The organism is Caballeronia eucalypticola (assembly GCF_047608185.1).
Classification (GTDB): domain Bacteria; phylum Pseudomonadota; class Gammaproteobacteria; order Burkholderiales; family Burkholderiaceae; genus Caballeronia.
Genome location: NZ_JBLKRU010000017.1, coordinates 66505 through 90306, shown reverse-complemented (window position 1 = coordinate 90306; position 23802 = coordinate 66505). Strand labels below are relative to the sequence as shown.

General features: G+C 60.8%; 23 protein-coding genes. 10 read left to right on the top strand and 13 right to left on the bottom strand.

Annotated features, from left to right (window positions below; genetic code table 11):
* Positions 1 to 70: 70 nt before the first annotated feature.
* Both hpnA and ACMX25_RS20515 read left to right on the top strand, forming a co-directional pair.
* A complete protein-coding gene (hpnA, locus tag ACMX25_RS20520) occupies positions 71 to 1093 on the top strand; it encodes a hopanoid-associated sugar epimerase (protein ID WP_414951903.1) in 1023 nt (340 codons plus the stop codon).
* 150 nt (positions 1094 to 1243) lie between these two features.
* Positions 1244 to 1735 carry a hypothetical protein gene (locus ACMX25_RS20515; RefSeq protein ID WP_414951902.1) on the top strand — a complete coding sequence of 164 codons (492 nt, stop codon included), beginning with the start codon at positions 1244 to 1246 and terminating at the stop codon, positions 1733 to 1735.
* 10 nt (positions 1736 to 1745) lie between these two features.
* Here ACMX25_RS20515 and ACMX25_RS20510 read toward each other — a convergent pair whose 3' ends face one another.
* On the bottom strand, positions 1746 to 2933 hold the full coding sequence (locus tag ACMX25_RS20510) for a glycosyltransferase (protein ID WP_414951901.1): 1188 nt from the start codon (positions 2931 to 2933) through the stop codon (positions 1746 to 1748).
* 67 nt (positions 2934 to 3000) lie between these two features.
* On the bottom strand, positions 3001 to 3861 hold the full coding sequence (gene hpnC / locus ACMX25_RS20505) for a squalene synthase HpnC (RefSeq protein WP_414951970.1): 861 nt from the start codon (positions 3859 to 3861) through the stop codon (positions 3001 to 3003).
* A 789-nt stretch (positions 3862 to 4650) separates the two neighbouring features.
* Between hpnC and ispH the strand changes: the two genes are divergently transcribed.
* From ispH to ACMX25_RS20490, 3 genes are all read left to right on the top strand, one after another.
* Positions 4651 to 5619 (top strand): 4-hydroxy-3-methylbut-2-enyl diphosphate reductase, encoded by a 969-nt coding sequence (gene ispH / locus ACMX25_RS20500; RefSeq protein ID WP_414951900.1) that lies wholly within the window; start codon positions 4651 to 4653, stop codon positions 5617 to 5619.
* 13 nt (positions 5620 to 5632) lie between these two features.
* A complete protein-coding gene (hpnH, locus tag ACMX25_RS20495) occupies positions 5633 to 6787 on the top strand; it encodes an adenosyl-hopene transferase HpnH (RefSeq protein WP_158939759.1) in 1155 nt (384 codons plus the stop codon).
* Positions 6788 to 6959: 172 nt separating this feature from the next.
* Positions 6960 to 7211: a hypothetical protein gene (locus ACMX25_RS20490; protein ID WP_414951899.1), complete on the top strand. Its 252-nt coding sequence runs from the start codon at positions 6960 to 6962 to the stop codon at positions 7209 to 7211.
* Between the two features lie 104 nt (positions 7212 to 7315).
* On the opposite strand, the gene ACMX25_RS20485 is transcribed toward ACMX25_RS20490, so the two are convergent.
* The 6 genes from ACMX25_RS20485 to ACMX25_RS20460 form a co-directional block, all read right to left on the bottom strand.
* Positions 7316 to 7711, bottom strand: a complete 396-nt coding sequence (locus tag ACMX25_RS20485; protein ID WP_414951898.1) for a type II toxin-antitoxin system VapC family toxin — start codon at positions 7709 to 7711, stop codon at positions 7316 to 7318.
* The gene (locus ACMX25_RS20480) at positions 7708 to 7944 is read right to left on the bottom strand and encodes a type II toxin-antitoxin system Phd/YefM family antitoxin (protein ID WP_414951897.1); all 237 of its coding nucleotides are present in this window, start codon (positions 7942 to 7944) and stop codon (positions 7708 to 7710) included. The genes ACMX25_RS20485 and ACMX25_RS20480 overlap by 4 nt, the downstream gene beginning before the upstream one ends.
* A gap of 197 nt (positions 7945 to 8141) precedes the next feature.
* Positions 8142 to 8768 (bottom strand): MlaC/ttg2D family ABC transporter substrate-binding protein, encoded by a 627-nt coding sequence (locus tag ACMX25_RS20475; RefSeq protein ID WP_414951896.1) that lies wholly within the window; start codon positions 8766 to 8768, stop codon positions 8142 to 8144.
* 121 nt (positions 8769 to 8889) lie between these two features.
* Positions 8890 to 9381: an Lrp/AsnC family transcriptional regulator gene (locus tag ACMX25_RS20470; protein WP_414951895.1), complete on the bottom strand. Its 492-nt coding sequence runs from the start codon at positions 9379 to 9381 to the stop codon at positions 8890 to 8892.
* 10 nt (positions 9382 to 9391) lie between these two features.
* Positions 9392 to 11032, bottom strand: coding sequence for an acyl-CoA synthetase (locus ACMX25_RS20465; RefSeq protein WP_414951894.1), 1641 nt, complete (start codon positions 11030 to 11032; stop codon positions 9392 to 9394).
* 27 nt (positions 11033 to 11059) lie between these two features.
* Positions 11060 to 12019: an SDR family oxidoreductase gene (locus tag ACMX25_RS20460; RefSeq protein WP_414951893.1), complete on the bottom strand. Its 960-nt coding sequence runs from the start codon at positions 12017 to 12019 to the stop codon at positions 11060 to 11062.
* 189 nt (positions 12020 to 12208) lie between these two features.
* Here ACMX25_RS20460 and ACMX25_RS20455 point away from each other — a divergent pair, with 189 nt between their 5' ends.
* The 3 genes from ACMX25_RS20455 to ACMX25_RS20445 all read left to right on the top strand — a co-directional run bounded on the left by ACMX25_RS20455 (position 12209) and on the right by ACMX25_RS20445 (position 16309).
* Positions 12209 to 12913, top strand: a complete 705-nt coding sequence (locus ACMX25_RS20455) for a TetR/AcrR family transcriptional regulator (RefSeq protein WP_414951892.1) — start codon at positions 12209 to 12211, stop codon at positions 12911 to 12913.
* A gap of 410 nt (positions 12914 to 13323) precedes the next feature.
* The gene (locus tag ACMX25_RS20450) at positions 13324 to 15564 is read left to right on the top strand and encodes a TonB-dependent siderophore receptor (RefSeq protein WP_414951891.1); all 2241 of its coding nucleotides are present in this window, start codon (positions 13324 to 13326) and stop codon (positions 15562 to 15564) included.
* Between the two features lie 61 nt (positions 15565 to 15625).
* Positions 15626 to 16309: a Fe2+-dependent dioxygenase gene (locus ACMX25_RS20445; RefSeq protein ID WP_414951890.1), complete on the top strand. Its 684-nt coding sequence runs from the start codon at positions 15626 to 15628 to the stop codon at positions 16307 to 16309.
* A gap of 12 nt (positions 16310 to 16321) precedes the next feature.
* Here ACMX25_RS20445 and ACMX25_RS20440 read toward each other — a convergent pair whose 3' ends face one another.
* Together ACMX25_RS20440 and ACMX25_RS20435 are read right to left on the bottom strand one after the other, a co-directional pair.
* A complete protein-coding gene (locus tag ACMX25_RS20440; RefSeq protein WP_414951889.1) occupies positions 16322 to 16651 on the bottom strand; it encodes a type II toxin-antitoxin system PemK/MazF family toxin in 330 nt (109 codons plus the stop codon).
* Positions 16645 to 16893, bottom strand: a complete 249-nt coding sequence (locus ACMX25_RS20435) for an AbrB/MazE/SpoVT family DNA-binding domain-containing protein (RefSeq protein ID WP_414951888.1) — start codon at positions 16891 to 16893, stop codon at positions 16645 to 16647. Before ACMX25_RS20435 ends, ACMX25_RS20440 begins: the two co-directional genes overlap by 7 nt.
* Before the next feature lie 289 nt (positions 16894 to 17182).
* Here ACMX25_RS20435 and hpnN point away from each other — a divergent pair, with 289 nt between their 5' ends.
* Both hpnN and ACMX25_RS20425 read left to right on the top strand, forming a co-directional pair.
* A complete protein-coding gene (gene hpnN / locus ACMX25_RS20430; RefSeq protein WP_414951887.1) occupies positions 17183 to 19795 on the top strand; it encodes a hopanoid transporter HpnN in 2613 nt (870 codons plus the stop codon).
* Between the two features lie 83 nt (positions 19796 to 19878).
* Positions 19879 to 20772 (top strand): MlaA family lipoprotein, encoded by an 894-nt coding sequence (locus ACMX25_RS20425; RefSeq protein WP_414951886.1) that lies wholly within the window; start codon positions 19879 to 19881, stop codon positions 20770 to 20772.
* A 93-nt stretch (positions 20773 to 20865) separates the two neighbouring features.
* Here ACMX25_RS20425 and leuD read toward each other — a convergent pair whose 3' ends face one another.
* Genes leuD through ACMX25_RS20410 form a run of 3 tightly spaced genes read right to left on the bottom strand, consistent with a single transcriptional unit; the run spans position 20866 to position 23781 of the window.
* Positions 20866 to 21483, bottom strand: a complete 618-nt coding sequence (gene leuD / locus ACMX25_RS20420) for a 3-isopropylmalate dehydratase small subunit (protein ID WP_414951885.1) — start codon at positions 21481 to 21483, stop codon at positions 20866 to 20868.
* A complete protein-coding gene (gene leuC, locus ACMX25_RS20415; protein ID WP_414951884.1) occupies positions 21476 to 22897 on the bottom strand; it encodes a 3-isopropylmalate dehydratase large subunit in 1422 nt (473 codons plus the stop codon). The genes leuD and leuC overlap by 8 nt, the downstream gene beginning before the upstream one ends.
* 5 nt (positions 22898 to 22902) lie before the next feature.
* The gene (locus ACMX25_RS20410) at positions 22903 to 23781 is read right to left on the bottom strand and encodes an alpha/beta fold hydrolase (RefSeq protein WP_414951969.1); all 879 of its coding nucleotides are present in this window, start codon (positions 23779 to 23781) and stop codon (positions 22903 to 22905) included.
* Between the last annotated feature and the right edge of the window lie 21 nt (positions 23782 to 23802).

The following is a 23802-nucleotide window of genomic DNA, read 5'->3' as shown; positions in this document are numbered from 1 at the left end:
GGTTGGCGGGGAATAGCGACGATTCGGACGACGCGCAACTGTTACCTTTGCAAGACAAAAAGAGGCAAAAATGACTGACCCGTTAAGTGGGTTCGCCCGTGGACGCGTGCTTGTCACCGGTGCATCCGGATTCGTCGGATCGGCGGTGGCGCGGATCGCGCGGAGCCAGGGTTTTGATGTTCGCGTAGTCATACGCAAGACCAGTTCCCGGCAGAACCTCGAAGGACTCGACGCTGAAGTCGTGATCGGCGACATGCGCGATGAAACCTCCATGCGGGCCGCGATGAAGGACGTGCGCTACGTGTTGCACGTCGCCGCCGACTACCGCATCTGGGCCCGCGATCCGGGCGAAATCGAGCGCGCGAACCTGCAAGGCACCGAGGCTACCATGCGCGCGGCGCTGGCCGAGGGCGTCGAGAGGATCGTGTACACGAGCAGCGTCGCGACGCTGAAGGTGAGTCCGGCGGGCGATATCGTCGATGAAACCAGGCCTGCGCAGGCCCAGCAGACCATTGGCGCGTACAAACGCAGCAAGGTGCTGGCGGAGCGCGCGGTCGAGCGGATGGTCGCGAATGACGGCTTGCCGGCGGTGATCGTGAACCCGTCCACGCCGATCGGTCCGCGCGACGTCAAGCCGACGCCGACCGGGCGGATCATCGTGGAAGCGGCGACGGGCAAGATCCCCGCTTTCGTCGATACCGGCCTGAACCTCGTTCATGTCGACGATGTGGCGAACGGCCATTTGCTGGCGCTTGCGCGCGGCGTGATCGGCGAACGCTATATTCTCGGCGGCGAGAATTTGTCGCTGCAGCAGATGCTGGCGGACATCGCGGGACTTGCCGGACGCAAGCCGCCGACCATCAAGTTGCCGCGCGGCCCGCTGTATCCGCTTGCAATCGGCGCGGAGCTTTACGCGAAGTTCAGCGGCAAGGAACCGTTCGTTACCGTCGATGGCTTGAGGATGTCGAAGAACAAGATGTACTTCACGTCGGCGAAAGCGGAGCGGGAGCTGGGGTACAAGGCGCGGCCATACGGTGAAGGCCTGAGTCACGCGCTGGACTGGTTTCGCGCGAACGGCTACCTGAATCGATGAAGCGACGATGAAGCAAGGTACGCATCGCCTGTTGTTTTGATGGCATTTTTATCGTCATCCACGCATTTTGTTACAACGTGTGGAGACGTTGCGCGGTACGCAGCAGTTAAAATCACAGGTTCGATGTAAGGCTAGCAAGGCAAACAACGCATGAACTTAACCGACCAGCTCGGCGCGCTGGAATCAAGCCTCGATGAGCTGATTCTCGCCGCCGCTTCTATTCCCGCTTCTCCTGGCACTTCCACTGCTTCTGCTTCTTCTGTGAGTGACGCCGCTGTTGAACCGGCGGCTGAAGAACAACCGACCGTGGCTGAAGAAAAGCCCACGCTGAACGTCTCGCGCCCCGACAAGAACCTGATCGCAATGACGATTGGCGGGGTGACGGTGCCGTTGAGCCCCGAAGGGGTATCGGAGTTGATCGAGGAATTATCGAACGCGCGCGCGTCGATGGACGTCGAACAGCCGAGCGGCCTCCCGCAAGGCTGGCGTTTTGTCGCGACGAAAAACCCGGTGATGGCCACGCAACGTTATGCGAACGGCGACCGTTTGCTGGTGTTGCGCCATACCGGACACGGCTGGGTGCCGTTCTCTTTCTCGCCCGACACCATCATCGAGATGTACGCGCTGCTGACGAAGCGGTGAGCGGAACCGCTCAAGGCGCCTGGACGCGCGCCTTCCACTGCCCGCCTTTGCCGCGCCAGAACCGTATGGCCGAGCCAACGGTCGCGCTCACATAAAACAGCGCGATCAGCGGCAATATTGGCGCCCAGACTATGGAACGGCGGTAGTAGCGCAACATGGGCGCATAGGCGCAGCACATCGCAATCCAGGCGAGCCATGCCGGCCAGCCTTTTGCGCCCAGCGTCAACGCAACCACCGGCGGTGCGAGATAGATCACGCACATTGCCAGCACGGTCCCAACGAGCAGCACCGCCGAATAACGCAACTGCGTGAACGCCGTGCGCGCGATCATGTTCCAGATCTCGCGCCAGTCGTCATAAGGCCGCAGCGATTCGCTGTCGGCGGCAAGATCAAGCCGGATCGGCCGCGCCGCATTCACGCCGTTACGAAACTTGATACGCGAAGCGAGGCTGCAATCGTCGATCAGTTCGCCACGAATCGATTCCATCCCGCCCGCTTCAACCAGCGCCGCGCGCCGCACCATCATGCAACCGCCCGCGGCCGCGGCCATGCGTTTGCTTACGTCGTTCACCCACGCGAACGGATACAGCTTCGCGAAGAAAAACACGAACGCGGGAATTAACGCCCTTTCCCATGAGGAATCGCTGCGCAGCCGCACCATCAGCGAGACCAAGTCGCGATCTTCAAGAATCGAGCGTGCGACGAGTTGTGAGGCAGCGTCCGCCGGATGACGGATGTCGGCGTCGGTAAGGAGCAGGTAATCGGCGGGGAAACCCAGCCCGTCGATAGCCGCAATGCCTTGCGACTGCGCCCACACCTTGCCGGACCAGCCGGGCGGCAACGGCGCGGCCGCCAGCACCGTCAGGCGGTCTTCGAAACCGCCGTCGCGCGCGGCGGCTTGAGCGGCGTCGGCGGTGCCGTCGGTGCTGTGGTCATCGACGACAATCAGGTGGAACGAACCCGCGTAATCCTGCGCCAGCAGCGATGTCACCGCGCGGCCGATCACATCGGCTTCATTGCGCGCCGGCACGACCGCGACGAGCGCCGGCCACGCGCCGCGCCGTGCAATCTCGGCTTGGCCGACGGCGTGAACGGTACTTTCACTGAGCCGTTCGAGGGGCTGCGCGCGCCAGAAACCGCCGCGGCCAAACAGCAGGACAAGCCAGATGAGAAGGGACAACCAGGCAATCAGGAGCATCGTTTATTCGAAACAGGTCGATGATTAAGCAGATTCAACATCAGGAGGGTGCCATGGCCGCGTCAGATCAGCCTTCAACCGAGCGCAACTGCACACCCACCCGGCCGCGCAGCCGCATCGCGAGGGAACGCACGCCGATGACCGCCCAGTCCGGGCCTTTCAGCACCGGACGCTTGCGGAACACGTCGTAGTCCGCCTGTTCAATTTTTTCAAGGATACGCAGACCGCCATGCACGACGCTGCATAGCTCCAGCCCGAACCGCCCGGGCATACGCACGGCCAGCGGCGCACCGCCAACGATCATCGCGCGGGCGTGGTCAACCTCATGCCGCATCAGCGCGCGCCAGGCGTCGTCGCAGATTTGCTCGTCGATATGCCGTTCGGTCACGCCGAAACGCTCGAGATCGCATAACGGCATGTAAATGCGGCTCTTCTTCCAGTCGATACCCACGTCCTGCCAGAAGTTGATGAGCTGCAGCGCGGTGCAGATCGCGTCGGAATCGGCGAGATTCTCGGGCGTGCTGGCGTCGAAGAGATGCAGCATCAGCCGCCCGACCGGATTCGCCGAGCGCCGGCAATAGTCCATCAGCGCAGGCCAATCGGCGTAACGCGTGGTGTCGATGTCCTGATCGAACGCCGAGACGAGATCGTAGAAGGGGCCGAGCGGCAACCCATATTGCGCGACGGTGCCGGCCAGTTTCTCGAACAGCATGGGGTGAACCGCCGCCGGTGAACCGGCGGCGACCGCATCGAGGCCCGCGCGGAAATCGGCAAGGCGGGCGTGGCGTTCGGCCGGATCGAAGACGCCTTCGTCGGCGATGTCGTCTGCCGTGCGCGCGACGTGATAAATCACGCCGACCGGCGCACGCAGCCGTTTCGGCAGCAATATGCTGGCTACCGGGAAATTTTCGTAGTGATCGACTTCCATAAGGCGGTCCAGGTATTCGACACGGCGCGCGGATGCCAAAATGGACATCGACGCACGCAGGCCGTTCATGCCGGATCGCTGACACATAACAACATTCCGTTTTCGGACGACGTGAATGTTGGTTAGGCGCAACGACTCGACACGGGATAAATTCTTGTCGTGCGCTGCCCGAAACCTGTTGAAGGACCAGGCGCGAATCCAGGCAAATCCGGTGCTTCCGGCGCTTGATGCAGCCGCCGAGGCGACTCGTTCGTCCGGCTTAAGCGGCGTCCGCCTCCGCGCAGGTGAGGCTCAAACGCCCGTCAGCATCGGTTTGGATCGGCAGCCCGGCCTAGTGTCCCCACAGCCGCTGATCCCCGCCGATACTGCCCGGCACGGGCTTTTCATAGTGCCTTGCAGCGCTGGACGACTATTGTCCGCGCGTGCCGCAGTCGCCTGAAAGGCCGGATCACGCCGCCATGGCCGCTTCAAAACTGTTTAGCGCAAACGCGGCCTCAAACGCGGCAAAGCGCTAGTTTACCGGCTTCCGCGTCTCCGCAGTAATTCAACCCTGCCGGTAGAAACGTAAACACCCTCTAATAGCCTCTTACAAGCATCCAAAAACTGGACGAGTTAGAATACGCGGTCAACTTCGGCCTTAAAGTTGAAACGAATGGCTTCTTTCCAGCCAGTTGTTTCCCAAAGCTTTTCCGAGAAGCTTTAATTTCGCTTACAACAAATCGACCGGATTTGATCGAAGCTTATAGCCGGTTCCATTCGAAACCCGCGCCAGTCGGAGTTCGCCCGAATATGCGTATTATCCTTGCTCAACCCCGCGGCTTTTGTGCGGGCGTGGTCCGCGCGATCGAAATTGTCGATCGCGCTCTTGAACGACATGGCGCGCCCGTCTACGTGCGCCATGAGATTGTTCACAACCGGCACGTTGTCGACAATCTGCGTAGCAAGGGCGCGCGTTTTGTCGAAGAACTCGACGAAGTGCCGCACGGCGCCGTTGCTATTTTCAGCGCGCACGGCGTAGCGCAAACGGTTGAAGCCGACGCGGAAGCGCGCGGCCTGGATGTGCTCGACGCCACCTGTCCGCTCGTGACGAAGGTCCACGTCCAGGGCCGGCAATATGTCGCGCAGGGCCGCACGCTGATCCTGATCGGCCATGCGGGGCACCCCGAGGTGGAAGGGACCATCGGGCAGATTCCCGGCACCGTGGTGCTCGTGCAAAGCGAAGCGGAAGTGGCAACGCTCGTGCTGCCCGTCGATGCCCCCGTCGCGTATGTCACGCAAACCACGTTGTCGGTGGACGATACGCGCGACATCATCGACGCACTGCATCGCCGGTTTACAGATATCGTTGGCCCGGATACGCGTGACATCTGTTATGCCACGCAAAATCGCCAGGCGGCGGTGCGCGAGTTGAGCAAGCAAGTCGATGTTTTGCTGGTGGTCGGGGCGACCAACAGTTCCAACTCGAATCGTCTGTGCGAGATCGGCGCCGAAACCGGCGTGCCGAGCTACCTCGTGGCAGATGGCTCGGAATTGAAAGCCGACTGGTTTGCGAACGCGCAGACCGTCGGGATTACGGCCGGTGCGTCCGCGCCGGAAGAAATGGTTAAACACGTTATCAGTGCACTGCGCGCGCTGGGCCCTGTTGAAGTCACGACAATGTCCGGCCGCGAAGAAAAGGTTGAATTCAAACTCCCCGCGAAGCTGACGAAGCCGCTTGCTGCGGCAACAGCATCCGCTGGCGCCCTTCGCGAAGATTAAGGAGCACACGCAATTGTCTATTCCAATGCTGCAAAAGGTCCGGGTTGGCGCTTACATCGCGCGTCAGCATTTCATGCGCAACAAGCGCTATCCGCTCGCGTTGATGCTCGAGCCGCTGTTCCGCTGCAATCTGGCGTGTAACGGCTGCGGCAAGATCGATTACCCGGACCCCATCCTGAACCAGCGCATCTCGATGGCAGACTGCCTCGCGGCTGTCGACGAATGCGGTGCACCGGTGGTCTCCATTGCCGGTGGCGAGCCGCTGCTGCATAAGGAAATGCCCCAGATCGTGAAGGGCATCATCGCGCGCAAGAAGTTCGTTTATCTCTGCACGAACGCGCTGCTGATGGAAAAGAAGATGGACGACTACGAGCCGAATCCGTACTTCGTCTGGTCGGTTCACCTCGACGGCGACAAGCAAGCGCATGACCATTCGGTCTCGCAAGACGGCGTGTATGAGAAGGCCGTTGCAGCGATCAAGGAAGCGAAGCGCCGTGGTTTCCGCGTGAACATCAACTGCACGCTGTTCAACGACGCCGATCCGGAACGTGTAGCGAACTTCTTCGACACGCTCGGCCCCATGGGCGTGGACGGCATCACGGTGTCGCCGGGTTATGCGTATGAACGTGCGCCGGATCAGCAGCACTTCCTGAATCGCGAAAAAACGAAGTCGTTGTTCCGCGACATCTTCAAGCGCGGCGATAACGGCAAGCGCTGGTCGTTCAGCCAGTCGAGCATGTTCCTCGACTTCCTGGCCGGCAATCAGACCTACGAATGCACGCCTTGGGGCAACCCGGCGCGTACCGTGTTCGGCTGGCAGCGTCCGTGTTATCTGCTCGGTGAAGGGTATGTGAAGACCTTCAAGGAATTGATGGAAACCACCGAGTGGGACAAGTACGGCACGGGCAAGTACGAGAAATGCGCCGACTGTATGGTGCATTGCGGCTTCGAAGCCACCGCCGTGATGGATACGGTTGCGCATCCGCTGAAGGCAGCACTTGTTGCCTTGCGCGGTCCGCGTACTGAAGGCGCCTATGCGAAGGACTTGCCGGTCGATAATCAACGCCCGGCTGAATTCGTGTTCTCGAAGCACGTTGAGATCAAGCTGGAAGAAATCGGCCGCGCGAAGAACAACAAGGGCGGCAAGCAAACGACGATCGCAGCTTGAGTTTGCGCACGTGAGCTTGGCAGCGTGTTATTCAAGCTCACTGCATACTGCGAAACGAACGGGTGGATAAGGTCGCGACGAGCGGCGTTATCCACCCGTTTTGTATTTCAAGATGCGTATGTGGCGCGCCCGTGTAGCATCACGGGTTTTCAAGGCAACCAAGCAGGAAGCAATGGCTGATTTCAGCGTAATGATCAATCTCGGCAAAGCCGATCTGGACGACTACTCTCTCTTGGCGAAGATACTGTTCAAGACAGGATTCAGCGAGACGAAGGCCGCGCAAGTGGCAGCGGATTATCGGCTGTTGCCGGCATCGTTTAAGTATTCTAGTGAAACCGAAAACCTGACCACGGTGCGGGAAAAAGCGCTGAAGTCGGCGAAGAGCGTTTCGTCGAAAGCAATGGTGCTTGTGTCGGAATGCTGAGGCGGGAGTGAAGGCCGTCAGGGCGGAACTTGCTGCGCATAAAGTTTCGGGGGTGCTTGGGGTTGGAGCCGAAGGCACGGACGTCACCCCGTTCACGTCCTGCGTTACCAGATCGTCTTGACGTGGGCATAGGCCCTAATCTTAAGGTCCTTGGTCACAAGCGGCGCGGCAAACTTCCGCGCCGTCGCTACGATCAGCCGGTCTGCCGGGTCTTTGTGGAACTCACCTGGAAGCTGCACGGATTTGACCGAAATATCGACGTCGACAGGGGCAAACCTCACACCAGGGATTTGAGCCACGGCAGCGAGCCAGTCTTCGACATCCATTGAGAACGCTACCGTTTCACGCTCAACGAGCATGGCGATTTCCCAAGCCGAAATCGCGGAAATAACGATTTCGCCACCGGCTCGTTCACGTTCGATAGCATTCTTCGCTTTTTTGCTCAGCGCGGCATCGCTAGTTGCCCACCAGATCAGCGTATGCGTATCCAGAACAATCACTGCGCGGCCTCCCAATCGCCTTCCCCAACCGGGTCCATCGGATTGTCATAACGCAACAGCGAGCCGCGCAAAAGATCTAGCGGATCCGGTGCATCGGCGCGATACGGGCGCAATTCTAGTGTGGGTCTGCCATGGTCAGTGACGATCAGGCTTTCCCCCGACGACTCCACCAACCTGAAGAATTCAAGCGCCTTCGCCTTGAACTCGGATTTTGATACCTGCCGATTTGGCATATTGTGCCCCTAGTCATATGTCTATGGTCATTTTAGCTAGAGTGAGATGTTTTGTATATGGCAATGCACTGACAATTACTGCAAAAAAGGGCGCATCTGGCTTGGTGCCAGATGCGCCCTTTTGTTTTGCTCAAGGAATGTTCTAAGCCACTCACCCGCGCTTCATGCGCGAATCCCGTTCGTAGCCCTACCCTTCCTCACTCCGCCGTCCGCGCGTTGTGCGCCGTCAGGAACTTGATCAAACCATCCACGCCGCCCTTCGACAACTGACCCGCGAATTGCGTCTGGTACACCTGGATCAGCCACGCGCCCATCATGTCGATGTCGTAGATCTTCCAGCCGTCCGGCGTCTTCTCCAGCCGATAACGCACCGGGTTATCGCCACCGGTCGAGTACACATGCGACTGCACGACAGCATCTTTGCCGCCTGCATCGAGCGTGGGGGGATCGAATTTGAACTTGACGTCTTCATCGCGTAATTGCGACAGCGACGATGTGTAGGTGCGCACCAGCAGCGTCTGGAACTGATCGTAGAGCGCCTTCTGCTGGTCGGGCGTCGCCGTGTTCCACGCCTTGCCGACGGCAATCCGCGTGGTGCGCTGAAAGTCGGTCGCCGGCACGAAACGCGTCTGCACCAATTGCGTGATCTTGGCCATGTCGCCGCCACGCGCGACGGGGTCCGCCTTCATCGCGCTGACCGTGCCTTCCACGGCGCTCTTGACGACAGCATCAGGGCTCGTCTGCGCAAACGACGTGCTGGAGAACAACGCCGCTGAGCATGCCAGGGCGAACAAAACCATACGGACAGGAAAATAGCGTTTCATACGACCGTTATCGAGTAATGGCGGGCGGCGTTCAGCCTGAGGCGCCGAGTTAGCGGAAAACGCAGTAAGTATATCGACCTGCGTCTGCCGTGACAGTTCAGTCAACGCTCTTCCTCCGCCCTTACGCCTGCGGACTCGGCCCGCGCTCCAGATACGTCGTCAACGCAATGTAACTTCGCGTGCCAGTGAATCCCTCGATTGAATGAATGCGCTCCAGCAGATGTTCGAGCGTCTGCGTGTCGCGGGTTCTGACTTTCAGCAGCATCGCGCTTTCGCCGGTCACGGTATGGATCTCTTCGACGTCCGGAAACTCCGCCAGTTGCAGCAGTTGACGCGTGACGGCCCAACTGGAGGTATCGACGTGAACAAACGCCAGCAGCGGCCGGCCCACGCTTGCGCCATCCAGCGCTGCCACCGTGGCCTTGACGACGCCATCTTGCTTCAGGCGCTTGGCCCGTTCGTGCACGGCAGGCGCAGACAAATGCAGCAGCCGGCCAAGCTCAGCGTAAGTCCGCGTGGCGTCTTCGGCGAGCAAGGCCAGCAGCTTGCGGTCGGTTGCATCGAGGGCGGCGGCAGGAGGCCTGCGTTTGGGCAAGGCCGTCTCCGAGGTCATCGGCGGGTCCTCATGGCTTGGCCGAATCGTTCAGACCCGGCAACCCCGCCCGCAATTCCTTGCGCATGACCTTGCCGGTCGGCGTCATGGGCAACGCATCGACAAACCTGACTTCGCGCGGATATTCATGCGCGGCCAGCCGGGTCCTGACACGCTGCTGAAGCTCGCGCACCAGCGCTTCATCTCCCACGAAACCTGCATTCAGCACAACGAACGCCATCACGATTTCCGTGCGTGCAGCATCTGGTGCACCGATCACCGCCGCCATGCTCACGGCGGGATGGCGCAGCAAACAATCTTCAATAGGCGCAGGACCGATCCGATAACCCGCGCTCGTAATCACGTCGTCGTTGCGGCCGACGAAGCGGATGAAACCATCGGCGTCGCATAAACCGAGGTCGCCGGTCAGCAGGAACTGGCCGCGAAATTTCTCGCGCGTGGCGGCTTGGTTGTTCCAGTAGCGCAGGAACATGACCGGGTCGGGCGCGGCAATCGCGATATTGCCCGGCGTGTCGGGCGGCAGTTCGGTGCCTTCATCGTCGACGATTGTTACGCGATGTCCCGGCACGCTACGTCCAATTGCCCCGGGCCGCGGCTCGAACAACGCAGAACACGACGACACGACCACGTTGCACTCGGTCTGCCCGTAGAACTCGTTGATCGTCACGCCAAGCGCCGACCGGCCCCACGCGATCAACTCCTCGCCAAGCGATTCCCCGCCGCTCGCCACCGCGCGCAAGGACAACCGCCACTGCTCGGGACGCACCACCGAGCGCATCATCTTGAGCGCGGTCGGTGGCAGGAACGTGTGCGTGACGCCGTGGCGCGCCATCAGGTCGAACGCGGCGGGGCCATCGAATTTTTCAAATCGACGCGCGAGCACCGTGACGCCGTGATGCCACGCGGGCAGCAAGACGTCGAACAGGCCACCAATCCACGCCCAGTCGGCGGGTGTCCACATCAGCCGGGCGTGCGCCGGAAAAAGTCCCTGCGACATCTCCACGCCCGGTAAATGCCCCAGCAACGCGCGATGAGCAAGCAGCGCGCCTTTGGGCTTTCCCGTCGTGCCGGACGTGTAGATGATCGCGGCGGGGTCGTCACAGGAGGTATCGGCCGGGGTGAAGACGTCGGGTTCCGCGCGTAGCGAATCCCAAAAGGAATGGGCGTTTTCGCGCGGGTTTGTATCGACGCAATAGGCCGCTTTCAGGTCGGGCAACGTCCCGCGAACCTGCTCAAGCTTCTCGAATCCCGCGTGGTCGGTGATCAGCGCGGCTGCGCCGCTATCGGCGAGCCGGTACTGGATGGCATCGACGCCAAAAAGCGCAAACAGCGGCACCGCGATATAACCCGCCTTGTAGATGGCCAGATGCGCGATGGCCGTCTCCGGCGATTGCGGCAGGAAGATTCCCACACGGTCGCCGCGCTTGAGTCCCGCGCCAGCGAGCGCGTTGGCGAACTGGTTGGAAAGCGCCTTGAGGTCATCGAAGGTAAAACGCGTTTCCGACCCTTCGCGCGTCTCGTAGATCAGCGCGAGGCGGCCGGACCCGTCGGCCCATTTATCGCAGACGTCCACGCCGACGTTGTAGCGCGCGGGCACTTTCCACGAGAAGGCCCCGGCGAGGGTTTCATATGAGTCGGCTGCGGGAAGCATCACTTCTCCCTGGTTTTTGGTTAAGTCTCATTCGATAGCGGCTTGATCATCGGAATCGTTTGAACCACTCGCAGTGGTCAATTCCTGCAATCCCGCAGGCGGCTGATATCGAGAAAATCCGTTGAATTCCAGCGTACGCCCAGCGGCCGCCAATGGCCAAGAATGCCGTGCGTTCGGCACGCCGCCATCGACGCGAATCACCGTTCCGTTGATAAACGCCGACGCCTCGGACAACAAAAATACCGCCGCCGCGGCCAGTTCGGATTCGGTCCCGAAGCGCTGCAACGGCACCTTGTGCTTGAGCTCCCGCAACAACGCGCGATAGCGTTCGTCGTAGCTATCCATGCCCGCCGATGCAATCCATCCCGGCGCAACGGCATTCACCCGCACGCCGGCGTAACCCCATTCGCACGCGGCCGTTTCCGTGAAGTTCCAGACGCCGGCGCGCGCGGCGCCTGAATGGCCCATGCCGGGCATGCCGCCCCAGATGTCCGCGAGCATGTTCACGATCGCGCCGCCGTGATCGCGCATCCATTGCGTGAAGCATTCGCGCGACATCAGGAAGGTGCCGTGCAGGTTATTGCGCACAACCGCGTCCCAGCCGTTCAGCGAAATCCTGTCGAGCGGCGCGGGAAACTGGCCGCCCGCGCAATTGAAGAGGCCGTCGAGCCGGTTGAAATCGGCGATTGCCGCAGCGACAACTTCTTTGACGCTCGCTTCGTCGCGGATATCGCAGGCGTGGCAGCGCACGCGTTCGATGCTTTCAGGGTAGTCCTCGGCCAGCTCGGCGCGCACGGTGTCGAGCTTCGCCAAGGTTCGTCCGATCAGGATCACCGACGCTCCCAGCGAGACCAGTTCGTGCGCGGTGCATCGGCCAAGCCCGCTGCCTCCGCCTGTCACCAAAACAACCTTGCCGGCGAACAGGCCGGGACGGAAAACGGAACGGTATTGATGCTGACTGTGGCGATCGTTCGGATTGGTTTCCATGATTCTCGACGTGACAGGATGAGTGCGCCTCAATGCGTTTGAGTAAAACTCAACTTCATACTGACGTCAAGCCGGTTAACCCTTAAATTTCGCCAGTAATTCTGCTAAATTTTGCCTTCAATTTCAATTGAGCTACACTCAAAATACTTTCATTGACGAGCGGCTTTCATCGCTAACCCATCGCCAACCATGAGTCAGCTCAAAACCCTCCCCGCACGTCGCGCACCGTCAAGCGTCAAGTCCGAACAACGCATCAAGGACATCCTGCTCGTGGCCCGGCAAGTGTTCTCGGAGCGCGGATATGCGTCGGCGACGACCATCGATATGGCGCGTCGGCTGGGGGTATCGGAGGCGACGGTTTTCACGTATTTCTCCGGCAAACGCGACCTCTGCGTGCGCGTGATCTGCGACTGGTATGACGAGATCATCGCGGAGATTGAAGCCACGTTGCCGCGCATCACGGGCACGCGCGCGAAGCTGTTCTTCCTGATCCGCACGCATCTGTACAGGCTGATGATCGATGGGCCGGGCCTATGCGCGCTGATCCTGTCGGAAGGGCGCGCGAAAGACGACACCTTCGGCGATGAAATCGTGCGGCTCCAGCGGCGCTATACCGCGCCGCTGATGCAAGTGCTGTCGGACGGCGTGGCAGCCGGCGATATCCGCGACGACCTGCCCTTGAGCCTGCTGCGCTCGAGCATTTATGGGCCGATGGAACATGTGCTGTGGGACGCGATCAGCAAGAAAACCGTGGATATTGAGGAGACGTCGAAGCGGTTATCCCTGCTTCTTTGGCAGGGTTTGCAGCCGCCCAATCCGAAAGTCGCCGCGCTGGGGCAATTACAACGCGACATGGCGGCGGCGCTCAAGACGTTTGAAAACACGCCTGAATGAAAGATCTGAATTTGTAGAATGATTACGGTTGTCCGCGACGTTACCAGAGACTTTGGTTGCCTCGCCATTTCTGGCTTCCCGCTCTCATCCCCGCCCCACAACGCTTCGACCTCCGAGGCGCGTTTTATTTCCTTCTATGAAACCCCCTCGTGAAAATTGCCGGGCCTTGGTCCGTCAGCAATCCGCATAGTTCCCGAAGCCGTATTGAAAACAATTCTTACCTATGTAATGATATTGATTCGTATTCAGGAACTATCCGGTAACGCTGCACATCCTTCGCAACTACAAACAGGTGCTTCGGCTGTGCCGCTTGCCGACCGCTCGCCCGTCGCTGCGGGAATCGCGAAAACAATTGACGGCACGGCGCAACGGCGCCGGCTTTTTTGACTATCAAGCACTCGGGGAAACACATGTTGAGGAAGACACCGCTTGCCGCGGCAATCATGACCGCGCTGGCGGCTCCTGTTGCCGTACCGCTTTATGCTCACGCGCAGACCGCGCCAGTCAGCAAGTCCGATCAAACCGCCCAGGCGGACCCGTCGGCACAAGCCCCGCAAGCCACTTCCCCCACTGAAGGCGCCGCACTGCCCGCCGTGCACGTCAACGCCCAGGCCGTCACGCCCGATTTCCAGCCCGATACGTCGACCGTAGGCGCCAAGGTCCCGACCGCGTTGCGCGATATCCCGCAAGCGGCCGTGGTGGTCCCGAAAGCCGTGCTTCAGTCCCAGGCAGCCACCTCTTTCTCCGATGCGCTCCGCAACGTTCCCGGCGTCACCCTTGGCGCGGCGGAAGGCGGCCAGATCGGCAACAACATCAACTTGCGCGGTTTTTCGGCGCGCACCGACATTTATCTCGATGGCTTCCGCGATCGCGGCCAGTACTATCGGGACACGTTCGACCTTGAATCCATCGACGTGCTGTATGGCCCGTCATCGCTGTATTTCGGACGCGGCTCCACGGGCGGCGTGATCAACCAGGTGAGCAAGCAAGCGGAGCTGAAAGCGCATGCATCGGTATCCGCGATGGTCGGCACGAGCGACCGCTACCGCACCACGTTCGACATCAACCAGCCGCTGTCCGACACATCCGCCGTGCGGCTCAACGCGTTCGGGCAAGACCTCGGTTCCACGCGCGACGTGATGAAAAGCAAGGACTACGGCTTTGCGCCGACCGTGCGCTTCGGCATTGGAACGCCGACGGAAGTCACCTTGTCAGCGTTGATCCAGCACAACCGCGACCAGCCGGACTATGGCATTCCGCCGGTGAACGGCGCGCCGGTCCCGGTGAGCAAGAGCCAGTTCTACGGCTTCGAAGGCGATCGGACGATCCAGGACGTGCAGACGCTGTCGGCGCGCATCCAGCATCGTTTCAACGATAACCTCACGCTGCGCAACGAGACGCAGTTCAGCCACTACGGCACCGAAGCCACGGCGACCAATGCGGCGGCTGTGCTGACCGGACCGCTTGGAACATCCACTGCGCTCGCCAACGGCAATTTCACGACGCTGCCGTTGTCGTCGCTCTATGTGAAGTTGCAGGGCAAGGACCGCAACATCAACGATCACTCGGTCTACAACACGACCGATATCGACTACAAGTTCGATACCGGCTTCCTCAAGCATGAGGTGATCGCGGGCGTTGACCTGAGCCACGAGACCTACAGCAACCAGTCGTTCACCGCGACGACGCCGGGCCTGCCGTCGAACACCATCGCGATCGTTCCGCTGCTCAATCCGCAATACACCACGCGACCCGCCAATACGCGGGAAGTGGCGACCAACCTGGCGGAGTCGAGCGCGAACGGCGTGGGCATTTATGCCAACGATACGGTGTCGATCGGCCAGTACTGGAAGGTGGTGGGCGGCTTGCGCTGGGACCGGTACGAGGCGTCGATCAAGAACACGCTCAACGCGCCTTCATACGCCACGCAGACCAACTACTTCACCAGCGTGCGCGGCGGGATCATTTTCCAGCCGACCGATTGGCAGTCGTACTACGTGTCGTACGGCACGTCGTTCAACCCGTCGCTGGAAGCGCTGACGCTGACGAACAACCAGCAGAACATTCCGCCGGAATCGAACCGCTCGTATGAAGTGGGCACGAAGTGGGACTTGCTGAACGGCGGGTTGTCCGTGACGCAGTCGCTGTTCAATATCGATAAAACCAATGCTCGCACGCTCCAGGCCGACGGCAGCTACTCGCTCGACGGCGACGTGCGCGTGCGAGGTTATCAACTCGGGCTGGCTGGCCACATCACGAACAAGTGGCAAGTCTTCGGCGGTTATACGTACATGGACGGCCAGGTGGTGAAGGCGCTGGACAACACCAACGGCAAGACGCTCGCGAACACGCCGCGCAACATGATCACGTTGTGGACGACTTATGACCTCACGCCGCAATGGACTTTCGGCGGCGGTCCGGTGTACACATCGGCGCGATATGCCGCGAGCAACGACTTCGTGCAAGTGCCTGCGTACACGCGCTGGGACGCAATGGCCGCGTTCCACCAGAAGCATTACGACATCCAGTTCAACGTGCAGAACCTGACCAACAAGCACTATTACGATTCGCTGATTCCATCGGATGGCGGGCGTGCGGTGCCGGGTTACGGCCGGACGTTCCTGGCAACGCTAAACTACCGGTTCTACTGACCGACTGCCCGCCACACGAGCCGCGCGATGCACATCGCGCGGCCGCCGGGCCCCAAAAAACATGATCCTTTCGATACCCAACGTCCTCAGCCCCGAAGACGCCGCCGCCATGCGCCAGCGGCTCGATGCGTCGGACGCATGGGTGGACGGGCGCGCGACGGCCGGTTATCAGGGCGCGCCGGTCAAGCGCAACCAGCAGATCGCGCAGGAAGCGCCAATAGCGTTCGAACTCGGCGACACCATCATTGCTTCGCTCGAACGGCATCCGTTGTTCATTAGTTCGGTACTGCCCAACCGGGTGTATCCGCCGCTATTCAACCGCTACGAAGGCGGGATGCATTTCGGCAGTCATGTCGATGGCGCAATCCGGCTCGTGCCGGGACATGGCACGCGGGTTCGAACCGATGTATCGATCACGCTGTTCCTCACCCCGCCCGAGGATTACGACGGCGGCGAGCTGGTGATCGAGGACACGTACGGCGTGCAGGAAGTGAAGCTGCCGGCGGGGCATGCGATTGTTTATCCGGCGACGAGCTTGCATCAGGTGCGGCCGGTGACGCGGGGAATGCGGGTATCGAGTTTCTTCTGGGCACAAAGCCTGGTTCGGGACGACACCCGCCGCAGCCTGCTATTCGATATGGACACAGCCATTCAAAGGCTCAACGCAGAAAACGCCGACGACGCCGCGAGGCGAACGCTCGTGGGCTGTTATCACAATCTGCTGAGGCTTTGGAGCGAGACGTAGGGGTTGCCAAAGCTAGGCTGCGAAGACTTCCTGCAAGGTCCGCAACGCGACCGAGAGCGTACTCGCCGGCACGGCGCCGAGCTTTTTGACCAGACGGGTTTTGTCGATTGTGCGGATCTGGTCGAGCAGGACCAGCCCTTTCTTTTGACTGAAGACAACAGATACACGGTATGGCGCCGGCCGGCTTTTTGTCGTCATGGGCGCGACGATCACCGTGCGCAGATGGTCGTGCAATTCAGGCGGCGAGATCACCACGCAAGGCCGGGTTTTCTGAATCTCGCTGCCAACGGTAGGGTCAAGCTCATCCATTTCAATGAGCCAGACCTCTCCACGCACTACCATGCGAGCTCCGAATCGTCGGCGTTTGGAAACTCGCCGAGTACGAGTTCGTCGTCGCCCGCTTGAGCGATGGCCTTGCTTGCGTCAGACCAACCCTGGCGGGCTTTCTTCTGCGGCTTTCTTAAAACAATTGCGTCGTTTTCCACTTCCATTTCCACTTCGTCCTCCAGCCCAAGTTGGGCCAGGATGGGTTTCGGAATCAACACGCCTTGCGAGTTACCCATCCTGCGAATCGTTGTTTTCATCGCTTCACCGTAATGACAATGTTAGTCCGTGAACGGGCCGAGTGGTTGCACAATGTTAGTACAATCTGTCATTAAGCGCGCGCTCGCCGCGCTGCCCGCCAGAGCCCGGCCCGCAAACTGCTGACCAGACCAAAAAGTTTTTGTCCGATCGCAGTATCCAACCCGCGCCCGTCGCGCGCACGCTCCTTCTGCGAGTATTTCCCCGCGCCCGGTATACTCACGCGGCGCCTCATGGCCTCCCGGTTAATTAGCAAAACTTCAGAACACGCCCTCCGAGGCATCCGTCTTCATGCTCACGCCTCTCATTGCCCGTCTCGTCACGTTATCGATTCGCCGACCCGGCTGGATCATCGTTTTATCGCTGCTGATTGCCGTGCTGAGCGGCTATTACGTCGTGCATCACTTCAAGATCAGTACCGACATCAGCCAGTTGATCGAAACAGAACCCGAATGGGCCGCGCGCAGCCACGCGATTGACGAAGCCTTTCCGCAACGCGGATCGACGGTGCTCGTGGTGGTCGAAGCGCAAGCGCCTGAATTCGCCGATGCCGCCGCCAACGAGCTCGCCGCCGCGCTGACCAAGAACACGGCCCACTTCACGGCGGTGTCGCAACCCTCGGGCGGCGACTTCTTCGAACATAACGGCCTGCTTTATCTCTCCACCGATAAAGTCGCCGACACCACCCAGCAACTCGTCAAAGCGCGTCCGCTGATCAACGCGCTGGCGCACGACCCCACGCTCACCGGCCTGGCCGGCACGCTCAACACCAGCCTCAACCTGCCGCTGCAACTTGGCCAGGTGACGCTCGGGCAAATGTCCAAGCTGCTGGGCCAGAGCGCGGACGTGCTCGATAAAGTCGTCGCCAATCAGCCCGCCGTGTTCTCGTGGCGCAATCTCGTCGAACCCTCGGCGACGCATCCCGCCCGCGCGTTCGTCACCGTCCAGCCGATGGTGGACTACAACGCGCTGGAACCCGGTGCGAGCGGATCGAACGCAATTCGGGCGACAGCAAATGAGCTGAAGTTATCGGAGAAATATGGGGCCGTCGTGCGGCTCACGGGCGAACAGCCGCTCTCCGACGAAGAATTTGCGTCGCTGAAAGACGGCGCCGTGCTCAATGGCATCCTGACGTTTATCGTCGTGCTGGTGATCCTCTGGCTCGCGCTGCGCTCGGGAAAGATGATTGTCTCGGTGTTCATCACGCTGTTCGTCGGACTCGCGATCACCGCCGCGATCGGCCTGCTCATGGTCCACGCGCTGAACCTGATTTCGATCGCGTTCATGGTGCTGTTCGTCGGGCTCGGCGTGGATTTCGGCATCCAGTTCGGCGTGCGGTATCGCGAGGAACGCTTCAAGGATGACCGGCTGGACGTTGCACTCGTGAATACGGCGCGCCACGTTGGCGTGCCGCTGACGCTCGCCGCCGCCGCGACGGCCGCGAGTTTCTTCTCGTTTTTGCCGACCGCGTATCGCGGTGTGTCCGAACTCGGGCAGATTGCGGGCGTCGGCATGCTGGTCGCGTATTTCACCAACATGACGCTGTTCCCGGCGCTGATCAAGGTGTTCGGGCCGCCGGGAGAAGCCGGCTCGCCGGGCTTTCCGAAGCTCGCGCCGGTGGACGAATACCTCGCGCGCAATCGCAAGCCGGTGCTGATCGCCACGCTGGTCGTCGTGATCTGCGCGCTGCCGTTGCTGTTGCATCTGCGTTTCGACTTCAATCCGCTCAACCTGAAGGACCCGAAAACGGAGTCCATGGCCACGCTGCTCTCGCTGAAAGACGCGCCCGAAGCGGCCGTGAATGATGTGAAGGTACTCGCGCCCTCGCTCGAGGAAGCAGACAAGATCGCGGCAAAGCTCGAGAAACTGCCGGAAGTGGAGCGGGCCACCACTGTGTCGTCGCTCATTCCTGCCGATCAGCCGCAAAAGCTCGATTTGATTGCCGCTGCGGCGACGGTGCTTTTACCTTCGCTGGACCAGCGCGTCGCCACGCCCGCCAACGACGCGGTGCGCGTCGCCTCGCTCAGGCGGCTGTCGAACACACTGGAACTCGCCGCCGATGAACATCCCGGCCCCGGTGAAAATGAAGCGCGCCACCTCGCGGCGACGCTGAAAAAGCTCGCCGCCGCCGATGTCGCCACCCGCGATCGCGCCGAGCACGCTATGTCCGACCCGCTGCGCATCGCACTGGGCCAGATGCGCTCGCTGCTGCAACCCTCGCCGATCACGCTCGCTTCGCTGCCTAAATCGATGACCGAAGGCTGGCTCGCCGCCAACGGCCAGGCGCTCGTGGAAGCATCGCCTAAAGCATTGGACGGCAAAAGCCGCGACGACGACAAACTGCTCGCCCGCTTCGCCAATGCCGTGCAGAAAGCCGAGCCGAACGCTATCGGGGGCCCTATCTCCGTGTTGCATTCGGCCAATACGATCATCAAGGCATTCGAGCAGGCGGCGGCGTGGTCGCTGATCGCCATCGCGGTCCTGCTGTGGCTGACTTTGCGTCGTATCGGCGATGTTTTGAGAACTTTGATACCTTTGCTGGTCTCCGCCGTCGTCACGCTCGAGTTATGCGTGGTGTTCGACATGCCGCTGAACTTCGCGAACATCATTGCGTTGCCCCTGATGCTGGGCATTGGCGTGGCGTTCAAGATCTATTTCGTGATGGCGTGGCGTTCCGGACAAACCGGCCTGTTGCAGTCCAGTCTCACGCATGCCGTGATGTTCAGCGCCGCCACCACGGCGACGGCGTTCGGCAGTTTGTGGTTTTCGCATCATCCGGGCACATCGAGCATGGGCAGGCTCCTCGTCCTGGCGCTTTTTACGACGTTAATCGGCGCAGTGGTATTTCAGCCGGTTCTAATGGGAAAACCGCGGGTGCGGCCAAAAGTGGCCGAAACCGTCTAGACCGTCCTTGTTTGAACCGTCCCCTTTGAATCGTCCCTTTAGACGCACTAATAACTAACGCATCACCCCAAGGAAACTGACCCATGAGGATGGCAAAAACGCCCGATGCCGCCCGCAAACTGCGAGCGCTCTCCGGCGGCGTGCTGCTCACAGCCGCTGCTTTCGCCCTGTCCGGTTGCGCCACAGGCCCCGACCGGAAACCAGGCGATCCGCTGGAACCGATGAACCGCGAGATCTTCAAGTTCAACGACGCCGCCGATAGATACGTCGCCCGCCCGATTGCAACCGGTTACGTGAAGGTCACGCCGGTACCGGTTCGCACCGCGATCAGCAGCTTCTTTTCGAATATTGGCGACATTGGCAACTTCGCGAACAACCTGCTGCAGTTGAAGATCACCGACGCGTCCGAAGACTTGATGCGCATCGCAATCAACTCGACGTTCGGGATTGGCGGGTTGATCGACTGGGCTTCAGCTGCGGGGCTGCCGAAGCACAACCAGGACTTCGGGCTGACGCTGGGCCATTACGGCGTGCCGTCGGGACCGTATCTGGTGCTGCCGCTGCTCGGGCCCAGCTCGGTGCGTGATTCAACGAACTGGATCGCGAGCTATCCGCTCAATCCGGGGACCTATTTGAGTACGGAAGCGAGTGTGTCGATGTTCGTCGTGCAGTTCGTGAGCGCGCGGGCCGATCTGCTGGGCGCCACCGACATCCTGTCGCAAGCGGCGCTGGATAAATACGCGTTTGTCCGCGATGCCTACACGCAGCGTCGACAGTATTTGTTGACGGGCGCGGCGAACGCGTCGTTGCCGGATTATGGCGATGAAAGCGGTGCTGCCGCATCGCCTCCGGGCGCCGCGAGCGCGACGGCTGCGCCGGCGAAGCCGGGCATGGGCGGGAGCAGCAGTTCGCAAGGCTTGCCGAACTACGCTGATCCGGGTGCGGCCGAGCCGGCGTCGGCACCGGCTGGGAAGTAAGCTGGCATCAGCTCCTCACCGCTTTGGTTTTAGCTTTCGCCAAAGCGGTGGGATTCACGGTGTTTTTGACGAGTGCGGCCGCAGTCGCGCGGGCTACATCACGGCGGCCCAGGGATGGCGCTCGAAGTGGCGCTTTTCAAAGGCTTTTATCTCGGCGAGCGCGGTCAATGTCAGGTCGATCGTGTCCATGCCTTCGATCACCATGCGCTTGTGTCGCGCGCCGATCGGGAACGTGAAAACCTGAGCGCTGGTGGTTGAAGTGACCGTCTGCACTTCCAGGTCGATAAGGATCTTCGACGCCGGATCATTCGTCGATTCGCGCAGCAACACGTCCACTGCTTGACGTTCAAGTTGCACGAGCAGCAAGCGATTGTTCATCGCGTTGGAGTAGAAGATTTCGGCGAAGCTCGGCGCGATCACGGCGTCGAAACCGTATTGCTGAAGTCCCCACACCGCATGTTCCCGGCTCGATCCACAACCGAAATTTGCGCCGCCGATCAGGATGCGTGCGCCGTTATACGCGGGCTGGTTAAGTACACAATCTGCGAGCGGCGCGCCGTGTTCATCGAAGCGAAGGTCGTAGAGCAAGCCTTTGCTCAAACCCGCTTTATCGATGATGCGAAGGAACTGCTTCGGCATGATCTGATCGGTGTCGAGGTTTTCGATTGGCAACGGCACCGCGCTGCCTTCAATCGTGGTCAGCTTAGTCATGGTGATTCTCCAGCAAACGGACGTCGGTGATCTTGCCGGTCAGCGCGGCGGCGGCGGCCATCGCGGGACTCATCAGATGCGTGCGGCCGCCGCGTCCTTGCCGGCCTTCGAAGTTGCGATTCGTCGTGGATGCACAGCGTTCGCCTGCTTCGAGAAAGTCGTCGTTCATCGCGAGACACATCGAGCAGCCCGGCTCGCGCCATTCGAAGCCGGCAGTTTTTAGAATCTCCGCGATGCCTTCCGCTTCAGCCTGCCGACGCACCGAGCCCGAGCCCGGCACGACCATCGCGCGTACGCCCGCTGCAACTTTGCGTCCCCGCACAATCGACGCGACGATGCGCAAATCCTCAATCCGCCCATTCGTGCATGAGCCGATAAACACGCGGTTGATCGGCGTTCCGGCGATCGGCTGATTCGATTCAAGGCCGATGTAGTCGAGCGCACGACGCAATGCGGCGGCAGCTTCGGGCGTGGCTTGTTGAGTGGCATCGGGCACGAGGGCATCGACGCGCATCGCCTGGTCGGGGCTCGTACCCCACGTGACGAAGGGCGCGATATCGCGGGCGTCGAAGGTGAATTCGGCGTCGAAGGTGGCGTCGGCGTCGGATCTTAAATCGCTCCAGTCGGCGAGCGCGGCTTGCCATGCGGCTTCATCCAGCGATGTGGCATGCGCGCGGACGTAGTCGAACGTGGTTTTATCTGGCGCGATCAACGCTGCTCGCGCGCCCGCTTCCACGGTCATGTTGCACAAGGTCATGCGAGCCTCCGCCGAGAGCGACGCGATGGTCGTGCCTGTGAATTCCACCGCATATCCTCGCGCCCCTTGAGCGCCAATCTGGCTGATTATCCAGATGATCACGTCCTTCGATGCCGTGCCATAAGGCAACGCGCCATTGATAGTGATACGCATGGTCTGCGCCACGCGATACACCAGTGTCTGCGTCGCGAGAACGTGCTCCACCTCCGACGTACCGATACCAAACCCCAGCGCGCCCAACGCGCCGTAGGTGGTTGTGTGGCTATCGCCGCAAAGCACGGCCATGCCGGGACGGATCAACCCCAATTCAGGCGCGATGATGTGTTCAATCCCCTGCAGCGGATCGTTCGCCGCGAACAGCCGGATGCCCGCCTTGTCGCAATTGCGCGCGAGATTTTCGGCTTGCAGCAGGGAGGCGGCGTCGCGAATCACACGCGGCGATTCGGCGTGCGTCGGGATGATGTGACTGACTACGGCGAGTTGCTGCTTAGGACGACGCACCGGCCTGGATCGTTCAGCCAGTCCGCTGAACGCTTGCGGACTTGTGTACTCGTTCATCAGATGCAGATCGACGTAGAGCAGCACGTTTTGATCGTCGATACGCGTAACCGTATGCGAGTCGACGAGCTTCTTATAGAAAGTAGTGTGGTTCGACATGATGCTCAGCCCCGAAGAAACGGCAGCACACGCGCGAGCAGCAACTCGGGCGCTTCTTCCGGAATGTAGTGGCCACATGGCAGCGAGTGGCCGCTGACGTTATCGGAGAAATGGCGCCACTCGGCGACAGGATCGAAGCACTTTTCGATCACGCCTTCCGCGCCCCATAGCGCCAGAAAATCGCAGGTTATCTTCTGGCCCTTCGCCAACGAGTCGCGGTCGTGTTCCAGATCGATACCGACACTCGCGCGATAGTCCTCGCAGATGCCATGAGCCGTTTCCGGCTGTTGCAGGCAGCGCAGATATTCCGCGTACGCCTCGGGCGTGAACGGCTTCAACCCCGCACTGCGCGCGCCGATGGTCTGCTTCAAATACAGGTCAGCGTCCGCGCGAATCAGCGTCTCGGGGAACGGCGCGGGACGGACCAGGAAAAACCAGTGCCAATAAGCGCGCGCGAATTCGAACGACGTTTGCTCGTACATCGCGAGCGTCGGCGCTACATCGAGCGTGATCAGTTTCGTAACCACCGTCGGATGATCCAGCGCCATCCGCGCCGCCACCCGCCCGCCGCGATCATGCGCGAGCACAGCAAACGATTCGTGACCCAGCGTGCGCATCAGGTCGACCTGATCCTGCGCCATGCGGCGCTTCGAATAATTGCTGTGATCGGGCAAGCCCTCTGGTTTGCCGCTATCGCCGTAACCGCGCAGATCCGCCGCCACGACGGTGAAGTGTTTCGTCAGCTCGGGCACGACCTTGTGCCAGATCGCGTGGGTTTGCGGATGGCCGTGGAGCAGCAGTAACGCCGGGCCTTCGCCGCCTTGTATTGCCTTGATCCTGACAGTATCGACGGTTGCCGATACGTCCTTGAAGTCATCGAACATCATTGTCTCCCGCAGTTTTAT